At 49.0% G+C, this 14905-nt stretch carries 11 protein-coding genes and 2 tRNA genes; 11 read left to right on the top strand and 2 right to left on the bottom strand.

Features of this window, described 5'->3' with window-relative positions; all coding sequences use genetic code 11:
* Positions 1-2 precede the first annotated feature (2 nt).
* The 11 genes from AZ602_RS08580 (at position 3) to infB (ending at position 12980) form a co-directional block, all read left to right on the top strand.
* Positions 3-1955, top strand: coding sequence for a penicillin-binding protein 2 (locus AZ602_RS08580; RefSeq protein ID WP_103034548.1), 1953 nt, complete (start codon positions 3-5; stop codon positions 1953-1955).
* Between the two features lie 27 nt (positions 1956-1982).
* Entirely contained in the window at positions 1983-3542 is a 1560-nt protein-coding gene (locus tag AZ602_RS08575; RefSeq protein WP_103034547.1) for a UDP-N-acetylmuramoyl-L-alanyl-D-glutamate--2,6-diaminopimelate ligase, read from the top strand.
* A gap of 38 nt (positions 3543-3580) precedes the next feature.
* The gene (gene murF / locus AZ602_RS08570; protein WP_103034546.1) at positions 3581-5071 is read left to right on the top strand and encodes a UDP-N-acetylmuramoyl-tripeptide--D-alanyl-D-alanine ligase; all 1491 of its coding nucleotides are present in this window, start codon (positions 3581-3583) and stop codon (positions 5069-5071) included.
* A gap of 27 nt (positions 5072-5098) precedes the next feature.
* Complete coding sequence (mraY, locus tag AZ602_RS08565; protein WP_078317301.1) at positions 5099-6196, top strand: phospho-N-acetylmuramoyl-pentapeptide-transferase; 1098 nt, start codon at positions 5099-5101, stop codon at positions 6194-6196.
* Positions 6197-6463: 267 nt separating this feature from the next.
* A complete protein-coding gene (tpiA, locus tag AZ602_RS08560) occupies positions 6464-7222 on the top strand; it encodes a triose-phosphate isomerase (protein WP_103034545.1) in 759 nt (252 codons plus the stop codon).
* 40 nt (positions 7223-7262) lie between these two features.
* Complete coding sequence (gene secG, locus AZ602_RS08555; RefSeq protein WP_103034544.1) at positions 7263-7562, top strand: preprotein translocase subunit SecG; 300 nt, start codon at positions 7263-7265, stop codon at positions 7560-7562.
* Between the two features lie 56 nt (positions 7563-7618).
* A tRNA-Leu gene (locus AZ602_RS08550) sits at positions 7619-7703 on the top strand.
* A gap of 86 nt (positions 7704-7789) precedes the next feature.
* A tRNA-Met gene (locus tag AZ602_RS08545) sits at positions 7790-7866 on the top strand.
* Positions 7867-8051: 185 nt separating this feature from the next.
* Entirely contained in the window at positions 8052-8549 is a 498-nt protein-coding gene (gene rimP, locus AZ602_RS08540; protein ID WP_103034543.1) for a ribosome maturation factor RimP, read from the top strand.
* A gap of 59 nt (positions 8550-8608) precedes the next feature.
* Positions 8609-10090, top strand: a complete 1482-nt coding sequence (nusA, locus tag AZ602_RS08535) for a transcription termination factor NusA (RefSeq protein WP_103034542.1) — start codon at positions 8609-8611, stop codon at positions 10088-10090.
* Positions 10091-10241: 151 nt separating this feature from the next.
* Positions 10242-12980, top strand: coding sequence for a translation initiation factor IF-2 (gene infB / locus AZ602_RS08530; protein WP_103034541.1), 2739 nt, complete (start codon positions 10242-10244; stop codon positions 12978-12980).
* A 70-nt stretch (positions 12981-13050) separates the two neighbouring features.
* Here infB and AZ602_RS08525 read toward each other — a convergent pair whose 3' ends face one another.
* Entirely contained in the window at positions 13051-13530 is a 480-nt protein-coding gene (locus tag AZ602_RS08525; protein ID WP_103034540.1) for a YsnF/AvaK domain-containing protein, read from the bottom strand.
* Between the two features lie 147 nt (positions 13531-13677).
* Positions 13678-14529: a DUF2382 domain-containing protein gene (locus AZ602_RS08520; RefSeq protein WP_199174111.1), complete on the bottom strand. Its 852-nt coding sequence runs from the start codon at positions 14527-14529 to the stop codon at positions 13678-13680.
* Between the last annotated feature and the right edge of the window lie 376 nt (positions 14530-14905).

Here is a 14905-nt window from a genome sequence, read left to right as displayed (position 1 = left end):
GCATGAAGTCCCCAAAAAAACCAAAAACCAGCTCGGCCAAGGTCACGGCGCCTTTGCGTAACAACAAAAACAGCAAAAATTTCGGACTGTTCGGCAAAAAACGCAGCAAACAGGCTGGCGCCAATCTCACAGGCGGCAAGCAAGACGCATGGCGCTATGTCGCGGTATGGGCGGTGATGGGTCTGTTTTTTGCTGCCATCGTCGCGCGCGCGGCTTATTTGCAGATTTTTAATGCACAATTTTATATTGAAAAAGGCGATGATCTGATCACCAAAGAACAAATCGAGCCAGCGTATCGCGGTGTGATCACCGATCGCGCTGGCGCACCTTTGGCGGCCAATGCACCGCTTTATACGGTGTTCTTTGATCCTTATGCGTATGCCGAGGAGTATTATCGCTTGGTCAATGAAATGAACACCAGTAAAAGCGATGCCGCCAAGCAGCGCGCTTTAGAAAAACTCAAAGAAATGGATCTGGTGAAACTGGCAGGTGCGGCAAATTTCCCACTAGAAAAACTTGAAGCGGCAGTAAAAATCGATCCGCTGCTTGACACCTCAGACAGCCAAAAAGTCGCTGCAGCGCTGCCAAAGGGAGCAAGTTCGCGCCGCCTTGTGCTGCTCAACCGCGTCTCGCCAGAGGTGGCAAGTTCGGTGACGGATCTGGGGTTGTTTGCCATCGGTACCGAGCGTTCATTTCAGCGTTACTATCTACAAGCTGAGCCCAATGCGCAGATTTTGGGCTTTATGGCACGCTCCAGCAGCGGCGATGATGGCTACATCGGGCGTGCTGGCATCGAAGCCAAATATAATGAGCGTTTGGCAGGCAAAGATGGCTTGGTAATGATCTTGCGCGGCACTGGCAGACAGCCGATCCAAGAGATTAAGCAGGTCAAGCCACTGATCGAGGGTCAAGACATTCATCTGACCATCGATTCGCGCCTACAATATGTGCTGTATAAAGAGCTTGAGCAAGTCGGCCGCTTGCAGTCGGCGCGCTCAAGTTCGGGTATGGTCGTCGATGTAAAAACAGGCGAAGTCTTAGCGATGGGATCATGGCCATCCTTTAATTCTAATAATCTATCCGAACGAGATGGCGCCAATGAGCGCAACCGCCCTGTGCTGGATGTCTTTGAGCCAGGCTCGGTGATGAAGCCATTTACCGTCGCAGCTGCGCTAGAGTCGGGCAAATACAGCACCAGCTCAGTGATTGACACCAATCCAGGCAGCGTGTTGGTCGGTGGCTATACCATTCGAGATGGCGGTAATTATGGTGCCATCACCTTGGATAAGCTCATCCAAAAATCCAGTAATGTCGCCTCAACCAAAATCGCGCTAAATCTACCAGCCGATGCCATCGCCAACATGCAAAAAAAATTCGGCTTTGGCACCAAGACGGCGCTGGATTTTCCTGCCGAATCAGCAGGCAAGGTCGCCACGCCCAAAGAGCGTGAGCTGTCACGCCGTGCGACTTTGAGCTATGGCTACGGTCAGCAGGTGACCTTGGCGCAGCTGACCCAAGCTTATGCTGCACTTGGTAATCGCGGCCTAATGCAGCCATTGACTTTGGTCAAAGAGGATAATAAGCAAGAGCCAACACAAGTCATCAGTGCCGAACACGCTGAGTCGATCGTCGGTATGATGGAGTTGGTGACTGGCCCAGGCGGTACTGGTCAAGCGGCTGCCATCAATGGCTATCGAGTCGCTGGCAAGACAGGTACCTCGCGTCGTACCAATCCGCAGGGCGGCTACTATACCGATCAACATCGCACCATTTTTGTGGGTCTGGCACCTGCATCCAATCCTCGCTTTGCTGTGGCGATCTTGGTGGAAGATCCGCGTCGCCAGTCTTATGCTGGACAAGTCTCAGCGCCAGTGTTTCATAATGTGATGAAAGAAGCGCTGCGTCTTTATAATGTGCCTTATGATAAGTCGCTGCGTGTCGCGGCCAATGATTGATTTAATGTGATTAAGGAAAACTCACCCATGTCGCCAGTCAGCATCCGTCAAATCATCGAACAAGCCATCGCCAAAGACCACACGGTCGCCGCCTCAGTGGGGATGGCGACGCTTGGCGATTGGTTCGCCCCGATTTTATCGCACCAGATGGCCAATTTTTGTTTGGATAGTCGCAAAATTGGCGAGCAAGACGGCTTTGTTTTGCTGAAAAGCACAAGCCAAGACACTCAAGCAGCCATTGACAGTGCCAATCGCTATATCCAAGCCGTCAAAGATACCGCAAGCTTTATCATCACTGAGTTTGATGCAGATGTACTTGTGCTTGATGGCGTCTGCATTCCTGTGGTGAGCCTGCCAACCATCCGCACCATCTTGGGTGATTTGATCGCTGCTCGTTTTCAGCTTGATGGGTCTGTGCCGCTACCGGCTGTGATCGCAGTGACAGGCACTAATGGCAAAACGACCGTCAGTCAGCTGATTGCTCAGCTGTGCCAATTATCAGGTGTGCCGTCTGCCATCATGGGTACGGCAGGTAATGGGCGACTGGGTCAGCTGGTACAGTCAGCCAATACCACAGGTGATGTGCTGATGGTGCATGAGTTTTTGTACCAAATGGCAAAAGACGGCGTGAAGCTTGTCGCACTTGAAGCCAGCTCGCATGGACTTGATCAATATCGCTTGCAGGGCGTACCTGTAGCGGTCGCAGTTTATACCAATTTATCACATGATCATCTTGATTATCATCGTGATATGGATGACTATCGTGATGCCAAGGCAAAGCTGTTTGAACCAACGCTTTTCCCAACACTACAAGCAGGCGTCATCAATGCTGATGCTGAGTATCAGCTGTTTGGTGACACCAAATCGTACCCAGTATATCGCTATAGCCAAAAAGACAGCACGGCTGAGTATTATGCCAAGACAGTGCAGCCAAGCCTAGACGGTGTGGCGATCGATGTCAATACGGTGCATGGCGAGATGATGGTGCATAGTCCTCTTCTTGGTCTATTTAATGTCGATAATCTGATGGCAAGCATGGCGGCATTTTTGGCGTTGTATCCACAAAAGGCGGATGCCTTGCCGACTTATATTACCCAGCTTGTCGGTGCTCGTGGGCGAATGCAGCGAGCTGTCTCAAAGACTGGCTCGTTCATCGTCGATTATGCACATACGCCTGATGCGCTGGTACAAGTGCTCTCAAGCCTACGCAAGCACTGTGATGGCAAGCTGATTGCAGTATTCGGATGTGGTGGAGATCGTGACCGCACTAAGCGACCTTTGATGACACGAGCAGGACTTGATTTTGCTGATCATGTGATTTTGACAGCGGACAATCCCCGCTCCGAAGAGCCATCTGTCATCCTAAAAGATATGCAGCAGGGTCTGTCTTGTGAAGATCATTACAAAATTACCATCGAAGCCGACCGTAAAAAAGCGATAGAATTAGCGGTTCGCACAGCCTGTGCCAATGACATCGTGGTTATCGCAGGCAAAGGGCATGAGACTTATCAAGAAATCAAAGGCGTGCGTTATGACTTTGATGATATGGCGATTTTGGATGACTATTTGGCCAAGTATGGCAAATAATTTGAGTGTATTTAATTTTTAAAAGTTAAGGCGATATTATGACCGCTTCCACTGCCGATTTGCCAAGCTATATTTGGCAAGCAGACAATTTACAGCAAGCCACACAGGGGGTTTGGCACAAGCTTGATGGACAAGCAATCACTGCGACCGCCATCACCACTGATACCCGCAAAATCGGTGCGGGCGATGTGTTTTTGGCAATCAAAGGTGACCGATTTGATGCACATGACTTTGTCAAAACCGCCCAAGAAAATGGTGCAGTCGCACTGATTGTCGAGCGTGAAGTGGACTGTGATCTACCGCAGTTGATTGTCAAAGATACCAAGCTTGCCTTGGGGGATTTGGGTAAATATCGCCGTGATCAGCATCCTGATCTGACCGTCGTTGCCTTGACTGGCTCAAGTGGTAAGACGACGACCAAAGAGATGATTGGGGCGATTTTAAGCCAAATTGCGCCGACCTTGATGACGCGTGGCAATCTCAATAACGACCTTGGTGTACCCATGATGCTGCTTGAGCTTAGCGATGAGCATCGCTTTGCGGTGATGGAGTTGGGTGCTAATCACTTGGGCGAGATTGCTTATACTGCCAATTTGGTGCGTCCTGATGTCGCTGTCGTGCTCAATATCGGCACGGCGCATTTGGGTGAGTTCGGCGGTCGTGCCAATATCGCTCGTGCCAAAAGCGAGATCTATACCGCACTGCACGCCGATGGTGTGGCAGTGCTGCCTTTGTCTGACGAATTTTATCCGACTTTGGCGGATGAAGCTGCCAAATACACCGAGCAGGCATTAAGCTTTGGTGAACAATCTATCGCCATTGATGAAGCAGGACTGGACGATACAGATTGTCAAGCGCTCAAAGCAGAAGGCGTTGAAAGCGTGCTGATGATGGGCGATTTGTTTGCTGATGATGTTGAAAGTTTTGCAACGCATTGTACATTTACTCTAAATACCAATCTTGATGTGGATGATGTCGAAAGTCTGCCTGTGCATCTGCCTTTTATCGGTGAGCATAATGTTGCCAATGCACTGGCGGCAGCGGCAGCGACCTTTGCGTTGGGTGTGGATCTACAGACTATCGTCAGAGGGCTTGAGTCGGCAGTACCGCCAAAAGGTCGCTTGACCCGTATTAGCTTTGGCGAGCATAGCTTGATTGATGATACGTATAATGCCAATCCAACATCGATGATGGCAGCAGCTCGTGTGCTTGAAGCTGAAGAAAATACCAAGATTTTGGTACTTGGTGATATTTTTGAACTGGGTGATGCTGCCGATAGTGAGCATGCAAGCTTGGGTAAGGAGTTGGCAGTGCTTGGCATCGATCATGTATTGACCTTGGGAGTGCATATGGTACACACCGCTGATGCCATCAATGCCATCAAGCCGATTGCGACGCATTATCAGGATAAGACAGCTTTGCTGAAGGATTTGCAAGAATTACTAAACCAAAGTAAAGCCACCGTGCTATTTAAAGGCTCTCGTGGCATGGCAATGGAAACATTGATTAATGAGTTGACCACCGTCTAAGACTATAAGATACTTTAAGGAAAAATTATGCTTTATTGGTTATTGCAACAAACAGACATCGCCATCGGGTCATTGACCTTGCGAGCCCTGCTTGCGGTAATTACAGCATTGGTCATCGTAATCTTAGGCGGTAAGCCTGTGATTAATTATCTGCGTACGCTCAAATATGGTCAAGCGGTGCGTGATGATGGCCCAAAAACTCACCTTGCCAAACAAGGCACACCAACGATGGGTGGCGTGCTGATTTTGGTGGCGATTGGTATTGCGACCTTGGCTTGGGCGGATTTGTCCAATCCTTATGTGTGGATTTTGATGGTGGTGATGGTCATCTTTGGTGCAGTTGGCTGGGCAGATGATTGGCTAAAAATCAAGCACAAAAACCCACAGGGTCTGATCGCTCGCAAAAAATATTTTTGGCTGTCGGTCGGCTCGCTGTTCGCTGGCGGCTCGCTGTATTATATCGCCACACAGCAAGATGCAGCGACGATGATTGCCATGCAAGATATGCTGATTCCACTATTTAAAGATGTGGTCATTCCGTTTTCGGCGATTCCATTGGGATTGGGCTTTATCATTGCCACTTATTTTGTGTTGGCAGGCTCATCCAATGCGGTGAACTTGACTGATGGCTTGGATGGTCTGGTAATTTTGCCAGTGGTGATGGTTGCCGCAGGGCTTGGGGTGTTTGCTTATATCTCAGGGTCGGCCAACTATGCAGACTATATGCACGTACCGCACATCGCTTATAATGGTGAAGTCACCATCGTCTGTGCATCCATCATCGGTGCAGGTTTGGGATTTTTATGGTATAACGCAGCGCCTGCCGATGTCTTTATGGGTGATGTTGGGGCGTTATCATTGGGCGGTATGCTTGGCACGATTGCGGTGATGACTCGTCAAGAGCTTGCTTTTGCTATCATGGGCGGTATCTTTGTCGCTGAAGCGGTATCGGTGATTTTGCAGGTGGGTTCGTATCGCCTACGCAAAAAACGCATTTTCTTGATGGCACCACTGCATCATCATTTTGAAGAAATGGGTCTCAAAGAAACCAAAGTCGTCGCCCGATTCTACATCGTCTGTATTATCCTTGTGGTGCTTGGTTTGATGACATTAAAGCTACGCTGATTTAGATTGACTGTGATAACCCAACACCTGCTGTTGGGTTTATTTATGCATGCTTGATGGGCCTAAGTGCGCATTTGATGCCGATTTGCTGAAAATTTGTAAATTTTGATAAATATTTAAAACAAATGAGCGTGTTTTAAGAGATTTTGGGTTATAATATCGCGTTGACCTTGTCAATCGTGCCATATCGGCAACGAGATCAGCTGGCAGATTGGGCTGATCAGAGGGCAGGGCGACACAACTATCGTATCTGACAGGGATCATCACATGACAGCAAGCACATCAAAATATGTCATCGGCAACTGGAAACTCAATCCTGCAAGCTTGAATGAAGCCAAAGCGCTGGCAGCAGCTGTAAAAGCAGCTTTGGCGGATCAAACGCAGGTGAAGTTGGGCTGTGCGCCTGGATTTTTGCATTTGCCTGAAGTGGCGGCTGTGCTGGGCGATTGTGCTATTTGGGTCGGTGCGCAGGATATTTCTGCCAGTACTGGCGCGACAGGCGCATTCACAGGTGATGTGTCGGCCGCGCAGATCGTCGATGCAGGCGCGCGCTTTGTGATCTTGGGTCATTCTGAACGCCGCCAATACCAAGGCGAGGATAATCCAGTATTGGCCAAAAAAATCCAGCAAGCCATCGCTGCTGATTTGGTGGTGATACTGTGCGTTGGCGAAACCGAAAGTCAGTATAAATCTGGCGAAACGCTGTCAGTGTTAGAAGAGCAGCTGTCGGTATTGGATGGCTTGGGCGTGCCGCGCAGCCAATTGATCATCGCCTATGAGCCTGTATGGGCGATCGGCACAGGATTGACGCCAACGGTCGATGAGGTGGTGGCAGTGCATCGCCATATACGCGCGACGCTGGCGGATAAAGAGCTGCCAGAGGTCTGTGTGTTATATGGCGGCAGTGTCAATGCCGACAACGCTGCCGCTTTTGCTGAGGCGCCGGAGGTGGCTGGTGCCTTGGTTGGAGGTGCTTCTTTAAAAGCCGATGCCTTTGCTCAGATTGTGGCAGCCTTTGCATCGTGATTTTGATTTTTTTTGCGTATGAGTTTTAATTGAGAAGTTTATGCTTACAGTTCTTTTAGCCATTCATATCATCGTTGCCATCGTGATGGTGGGGTTTATTTTGATTCAGCATGGTAAAGGTGCCGACGCTGGTGCATCGTTTGGCTCAGGCGCGGCAGGTACGGTGTTTGGTGCGGCAGGTTCGGCGAACTTCTTGACGCGCACGACAGCGGTGCTGGCGGCGATCTTTTTTATGACCAGTCTTGCGCTGGCGCATTTCGCCCAAAAACAAGCCGAAGATCAGCTGCGCTTAGATGTACCCGTAGCCACAAGCCAAGCGCCTGCTGAGCCGAGCAACTGATTTGTCAAATTTGCTTGCACTGGGCGGTATTTTTAGGTAGAATACTCAGCAGTTTTGCGATCGTGGTGGAATTGGTAGACACGCCATCTTGAGGGGGTGGTGCTTCACGGCGTGAGGGTTCAAGTCCCTCCGATCGCACCAAATTTCCTACTGATGAAGTAGGTAAAATTTTTAAAATAATGCTTGACATTGGTAAATTTTACCGTATAATAAGCAGTCTAAATTGATGCGGGGTGGAGCAGTCTGGTAGCTCGTCGGGCTCATAACCCGAAGGTCGTTGGTTCAAATCCAGCCCCCGCTACCACTTTTTTAAATCCTAAATTTGTGTTTTGATGAATTTAGGTGGTTTATTGCTGCAATGGTAGCATAAGCTGTCGGCTGGTATAAAGATTGCCCACCAACGAGAAGTTTTGTGGGTTTTTTTGTATTTATCATTTGCCAAACTTGCACAAAGATTGTGCGCTTTATTTAGGAAACACAATTTAAATCATGAAACCATCGAGCAAAATTGCTGAATTGACTGAATTGATTGCCCCTGCGGTTGCCGCTTGCGGTGTGGATTTGTGGGGCATTGAGTTTATGCCACAAGGACGCAAATCGCTGTTGCGTATTTATATCGAAACCCTGCCGGAAGCTCGTGCCAATGGCGAACATGTGACCATCGAAGATTGCTCAGCGGTGAACCATCAAGTCTCAGGCGTCCTAGATGTCCATGACCCCATCGCTGGCGAATATGTGCTGGAAGTGTCAAGCCCAGGCTTTGATCGTCCGCTATTTAGCCGTGAGCAGGTCGCTGAATATGTCGGCGAGATTGTCAACTTACGCTTAATTCATGCCATCGGCACTGGTGATGCTAAGCGTCGTAAAGTCGTTGGTCGTTTGGTCGAAGTCGGCACAGACACGATGAAGGTGGTTACCGAAGATAAGCTTGAGTTTGATGTGGCATTTGACAGCGTCGATAAAGCACACTTGGTCTATGAAGACTAAATCGATTTAACCAATTTTATTAAGTTATTATTCATTAACCCAACCCAAAGGATCTGCAGATGAGTCGTGAAATTTTGACCGTAGTCGAGACCGTCAGTAACGAAAAAGGGCTAAATCCTGAAGATATTTTTGAAGCGATTGAGCAAGCGCTGGTCGTTTCTACCAAGAAAAAAGTCTATACCGAACAGCCAGAAGTGGCGATCCGTGTACATATCGACCGCAAAACTGGCGATTATGACACTTTCCGCTACTGGACAGTGGTGGCTGATGAAGATCATGAAATGCCAGCGTGCCAGCTTGCCATCAGTGACTTGGACGAAAACGAATACAAAATCGGCGATATCGTCGAAGAACAAATCGAATCGATCGAATTTGGTCGTATTGCAGCCACTCAAGCCAAGCAAGTCATTATCCAAAAGATTCGTGAAGCTGAGCGTGCATTGGTGGCGGATGCCTTTGAATCACGCTTGGGTGAGTTGGTGACTGGTGAAGTCAAAAAACAAAGCCGTGATGCGTATATCATCGATTTGGGCGAGGGCGGTGAAGGCTACTTGTCAAAAGATCAAACCCTGCCGCGCGAAAGCCTGCGCCCAAAAAGCCGTGTGACTGCGATTTTGTCTCAGGTGAATCGTGATGGCAGAAGTCCGCAGCTTGTGTTATCTCGCACCAACAAAGAGATGCTGATCGCTTTGATGCAAAAAGAAGTCCCTGAAATCAGCGAGCAGATCATCGAGATCCGTGATGTCGCGCGTCTGCCAGGTTTGCGCGCTAAGATTTCGGTTAAGACCAATGATCACCGCATCGATCCTGTGGGTGCGTGTATCGGCATGCGTGGCACGCGCATCCAAGCGGTGCAGCAAGAGCTTGATGGCGAGCGCATCGATGTCATCGTCTGGAACGAAGATCCAGCCCAGTACATCATCAGCGCGCTAGAGCCTGCCGATGTCAGCGGTCTGGTGCTTGACGAAGACACCAAGACAGCCGATGTGATTTTTGCGACCAATGATCAGTTGGCGCGTGCGATCGGCTCGCAAGGCCAAAATGTCCGCTTGGCATCTGAATTGACTGGCTATAAGCTGAACATGATTTTAGAATCAGAATATAACGAGCGCCAAGAGTCAGAAAACCAAGCTGTCATCGAGATGTTCTACGAGCGTCTGGAGGTTGATCGTGATTTGGCAGAAGTGCTGGCAGAGGCTGGCTTTAGTGACATCGAAACAGTGGCTTATGCGCCTGTTGAAGAGTTTTATGAGATTGATGGCCTTGATGATGAGACCATCGCTGCGATCCAAGCTCGTGCCAAAGAAGTCATCATCTCAGATGAATTGGCAAAACAACAAAACATCAAAGAGCCAAGCGCTGAACTGCTTGCTCTAGAAGACATGACGCCTGCGATCGCCTATAAATTGGCGGAGCGTGAGATCATTACTTTGGATGATTTGGCGGAACAAGCGGTATTTGATATCGAAGATATCGAAGGCCTAGATGCACAAAGCGCCGGCAAGCTGATCATGCAAGCTCGCCAATCATGGTTCGAGTAATCGTGGGCGCTGCAGTCGTGGACGCACCACAATGAGTGCGCCGCTGATCAAATAATTTTGCCAAGCCTTGAGGTTTGGCATACAATACATAAAGTGGCGTTTGGCAGCGATGTCAAACCCACTTGCCAAACCAAAAAATTAGGTGATATGAATGGCAAAAACAGTCAAAGAACTTGCACAACTTTCAAAAACAACCCCCGAAACCATCTTAAAACAATTAAGCGATGCTGGTTTGCCAGCGCGTGGTGAAAACGACAGCGTCTCTGATATTGAACAAGAAAAACTGGTGGCCTTTTTAAAACAAAGCCACGGCGAAACTCCCAAATCTCGCATCAGCCTAAAATCAAAAACCACTTCAACCGCTCAGGTCACTGGCACATCAGGTAAAGCCAAGACAGTCAATGTCGTGCGCACCAAAAAAGTGGTGTACGAAAAACCTGATCCAGCCAAAATTGAAGCTGAAATCGCGGCTAAGGCGCGTGCAGCCGAAGAAGCTCGCCTAAAAGAAGCTGAAGCCAAGCAAGCCGCTGAGCGCAGCAAAAAAGAAGCGGCTGAGCGTCAAGCAGCGACTTTGGCAGCGATGCGAGCCAGCAGCGCACCCACTGAAAAGTCTGATAATACCAGCAGCGTTGTGGTCAAAAAAGCCAAAAAAGATGATGCTGTAGAAGCGCCAAAAGCAGACAACAAAGCTGATAAGAAAAAACCAGTCAAACCGGTCAAGCAAGAATCAGCCGAAGACAAAGCGGCTCGTGAAGCGCGTGAGGCCGAAGAAGAGCGCCTACGCCAGATGGAGGCCGAAACTCGCCGTAAAGCGGCCGAAGAAGCCCAAAAGCGTACCCTTGAGCAGATGAAACAGATGGCCTCGCGCTATAGCGACACTGATGACAATGCAAGCAGCACCATCGTGCGCACCAAAGATGATGCACCGCTGGCAGATGGCTTGGTGGGCGCGGCACTTGAAGAGTCGTTCGAAAAAGAGCGCCGTGAAATTAAGCGTGGCGCCACAGGCACAGCGGGCAAAGGTGCCAAAAAAGGCCGTAAAGGTCAGCAAGAAGAGCGTGAAATCAAAACGCGTTCAAAGGGCCTGAAGTCATCACAAGCCAACAAGCATAAGTTTGAAATGCCTGTCGAAAAAATCGTCCACAATGTCGAGGTGGGTGAGAGCATCGTCCTGTCTGATTTGGCTCAAAAAATGGCCGTCAAAGTGCGTGAAGTCATCAAAGCCTTGATGAAGATGGGTGAGATGGTGCGTGAATCTGATACCATCGATCAGATGACGGCGGCATTGGTGATCGAAGAATTTGGCCATAACTTTATCCCAGTCAGCGACACACAGCTTGAAGATGATTTACAAGTGGCAGTCGATGAAAAATCGGGCAATGTCCAAACTCGTCCACCGGTTGTGACCATCATGGGCCATGTTGACCACGGTAAAACATCACTACTGGATAAGATTCGTGCGACCAAGGTGGCATCTGGCGAAGCAGGTGGCATCACTCAGCACATCGGTGCCTACCATGTGACGACAGATCGTGGCGTGATTACTTTCCTTGACACCCCAGGCCATGCTGCCTTTACAGCAATGCGTTCTCGTGGTGCGCAGGCGACTGATATCGTTGTCCTAGTGGTTGCAGCCGATGACGGCATGATGCCACAAACTGAAGAAGCAATTGACCATGCGCGTGCAGCAGGTACGCCGCTGATTGTCGCTATTAACAAAATGGACAAAGACACTGCCGATCCTGATCGCGTCATCAATGAGCTGTCTGTCAAAGAAGTCATCCCTGAAGAGTGGGGCGGTGATACCCCGATGGTCAAAGTTTCTGCCAAATCAGGCATGGGTATTGATGAGCTGCTAGAAGTCATCAGTATCCAAGCAGAATTGATGGAGCTAGAAGCACCTGTTGATGGTGCTGCCCAAGGTGTGGTGATTGAGTCTCGCTTGGACAAAGGTCGTGGTGCAGTCGCAAGTCTATTGGTCAAAAAAGGTACATTGAACCAAGGCGATTTGGTCTTGGCGGGTGAATACTACGGCAAAGTGCGTGCGATGACTGATGAGAATGGTCAGCGTATCAAATCAGCTGGCCCATCGATTCCTGTTGAGATTCTAGGCTTGCCTGAAGCGCCGGCAGCAGGTAGCGAATTCTTGGTTGTCTCAGATGAGAAAAAAGCCCGTGAAGTGGCTGATTTCCGTGCCGCTCGTGAGCGTGATCGCATCCTTGAGCGTCAAAACAAGATGCGCCTAGACACGCTATTTGACAGCATGGGTAGCGCAGAAGTCGCCACCTTGAACATCATCTTGAAGACCGATGTGCGTGGCTCGCTAGAAGCATTGCTTGGTGCGCTTGATGAGCTATCGACTGATGAAGTCAAAGTGCGCGTCATCAGCTCTGGTGTCGGCGCGATTACCGAATCTGATGTCATCTTGGCAGAATCCTCAGAAGCGGTACTGCTAGGCTTTAATGTGCGTGCTGACAACCAAGGCAAGCGCAAGGCAGACGAAGCAGGTCTAGATATCCGTTACTACAGCGTCATCTATGGCTTGATCGATGATGTCAAAGCGGCGATGAGCGGTATGCTTGCCCCTGAACATCGTGAGAAGATCTTGGGTATCGCTGAAGTGCGTGAAGTCTTCCGCTCAAGCAAATTCGGTGCAGCAGCAGGCTGTATGGTTCTTGAAGGTACCATCCATCGCAACAAGCCAATCCGCGTTCTGCGTGATGACAAGGTCATCTTCACAGGTCAGCTGCAGTCACTGCGTCGCTACAAAGACGATGTCAATGAAGTCAAAGCTGGCATGGAATGTGGTCTTGCCGTCAAAGGCTATGAGGTCGCTGCAGGCGATAAGATCGAAGTCTTTGAGATCCACGAGGTCAAGCGCGAGCTGTGATAGCCAGATAGCAAACGCCCCAAAAGTCACTGTGCTTTTGGGGCGTTTTATTGGATGACTGATCCAGCGATTAATCATTTGGATGGTTGGCTGGGTCGGCATGCACCAGCAGATCCGCGCCTTCTTGGATGTCCAAAACTTCTTTTTGAAGTTCGGCGGTGAGGGTGTGTTCTTGTGTGGTGGTGTGAGTCTGTAAATTGATGCGTTCGATGGCGTGCGTAGTCTTATGCACTGAGGCCGTCTCGCGCGATAATAAGATCTCAATCGGTGCCTCTTGGCTGACTGTGATCAGCTCACCATTGAGCTGGATTTCGGCGCTGGTGCTTGACGGCGCATCGATCACTGGGATTTGTTCATCGATGGGCAGTGAGTCTAACGGTTGATAGTCGATCACCAAATATTCTTCTGCCAGCGTGACAGGTACATGAACAGTACGCATACGGGTTTGTTTGGATAGTACCACCTTGCCCTTATGAATGCGATGTTTTTGGACTTCTGCGCGCTCTTCAAGTAGCTCAAGCGTTTGCACATTTTGATCGGTTGTTTTCATGATTGTCCTTAATGGCTAAGCCAACAGATGCCATCGTCGAGGCGAAGACAGATGCCCCATCGGTGCCATCAAATTTAGCATTGAATTATCTAATAAGTTCAAAAAAAGTCAGAGTAAAAACCCTGACTTTTTGATGTCTGTGATCAATCACAGGCCGCGAGCGCGACGCACTTCATCAGCGGTGATGCCATCATAAGTGACGATATTGCCATCTTTATCTACGACATTACCCAAATCATCGACATTCAGCTCTTCGCGCTGGATGGTCTCTAGGATGGTCTCGGTGCGCGTCTCAGTGGTTTTGCCCAGTGAGATTTCTTCAGTCACATAGGTTTGTTTGGTGACATTGGCACGCTCCGCCTCCAGCTCGACGCTGATGGTGTCAGCGCCCAAATCATCACCGATGCGACGATCGGTAGGACGATCCACAGCAGTACGCTCAATGTGCGCATGCTCTTCTTGCAGATCCACTTCAACGCGGCGATCTTCAGTGACCACATGCTTGCCGACGCTCACCACACCAGAAACGATACGATCTTTATTGACGGTCAAACGCTCTTCAAGTAGCTCCAAGGTATTTGGTGCGGTGTAATGCGTTTCGTTTAAATCCAAGCGGCTGTCAGCTGGCAGCGTATCTGCGGCATAAAATGCGCGATCTTTGTCAAATTGCTCTTGATAGCTGTAGCTGTAATCTGGGTCATACGGCTCCATCGCCTCGACCTGATCTTTGGTCAAGCCATCAAAATAGACGTCATCACCGACGATGCGTGACAGCCCTGCTGGTACCAGCACTTCTTTTGAGAAGAACCAACCGCCGGCATCCACCACCAAGTAGCGTACTTTACCAGTTTCGTCTTCTACCAATACATCTTGGACTTTACCAATCTTTTCTTCCCCTAAGCCATAGGCCGTGCTGCCGATGGGATTGTAATAACCATCACCCAAAACTTCACGATGGTTGGCTTCAATGTCATACAAACGAACTAGCTTACTCATAATGTCTTCCTTATATATTGATCATTTAATCAGCAATGATTCACTCATTGCGCTTGGACATCGGTTGATGGAGTTTGATGTCTTCTGGATAAGGCAGCAGTTTAAAGCGCTTTACCCAAAGTTGGCAATCGACAACTTCATGCTGTCTATGCTTCCTTGGTTTTTAGTATAGGCAGTTTAAAATTTGAAAAATAGGCGTTTTTTGTCAAAAAATGATGGTTTGGCGATGATAATTTACAAATCAAAGTAAATGAATGTAATATTAAGTAAGTTATCTTAATGCTGTGGCTGCGCTGTTAAAAGATGTTAGCTGTGCGATTTTCTCATGAAATTTTCATAAAAATGACATGATTTTATGCTATTTGCCCTGTATTGCTCT

Origin of the sequence: Moraxella sp. RCAD0137 (assembly GCF_002894025.1) — a bacterium.
Lineage (GTDB): Bacteria > Pseudomonadota > Gammaproteobacteria > Pseudomonadales > Moraxellaceae > Moraxella > Moraxella porci.
The sequence above is the reverse complement of the archived record's forward strand: the minus strand, read 5'-3'. Positions and strand labels throughout refer to the sequence as shown.

Bases quoted from the DNA above. Each gene is read 5' to 3' on its own strand.
- AZ602_RS08525 (WP_103034540.1), bottom strand. From the start codon at position 13,530: ATGAAAACAACCGATCAAAATGTGCAAACGCTTGAGCTACTTGAAGAG.
- rimP (WP_103034543.1), top strand. From the start codon at position 8,052: ATGAAACCATCGAGCAAAATTGCTGAATTGACTGAATTGATTGCCCCT.
- AZ602_RS08575 (WP_103034547.1), top strand. From the start codon at position 1,983: ATGTCGCCAGTCAGCATCCGTCAAATCATCGAACAAGCCATCGCCAAA.
- tpiA (WP_103034545.1), top strand. From the start codon at position 6,464: ATGACAGCAAGCACATCAAAATATGTCATCGGCAACTGGAAACTCAAT.
- murF (WP_103034546.1), top strand. From the start codon at position 3,581: ATGACCGCTTCCACTGCCGATTTGCCAAGCTATATTTGGCAAGCAGAC.
- nusA (WP_103034542.1), top strand. From the start codon at position 8,609: ATGAGTCGTGAAATTTTGACCGTAGTCGAGACCGTCAGTAACGAAAAA.
- AZ602_RS08580 (WP_103034548.1), top strand. From the start codon at position 3: ATGAAGTCCCCAAAAAAACCAAAAACCAGCTCGGCCAAGGTCACGGCG.
- mraY (WP_078317301.1), top strand. From the start codon at position 5,099: ATGCTTTATTGGTTATTGCAACAAACAGACATCGCCATCGGGTCATTG.
- infB (WP_103034541.1), top strand. From the start codon at position 10,242: ATGGCAAAAACAGTCAAAGAACTTGCACAACTTTCAAAAACAACCCCC.
- secG (WP_103034544.1), top strand. From the start codon at position 7,263: ATGCTTACAGTTCTTTTAGCCATTCATATCATCGTTGCCATCGTGATG.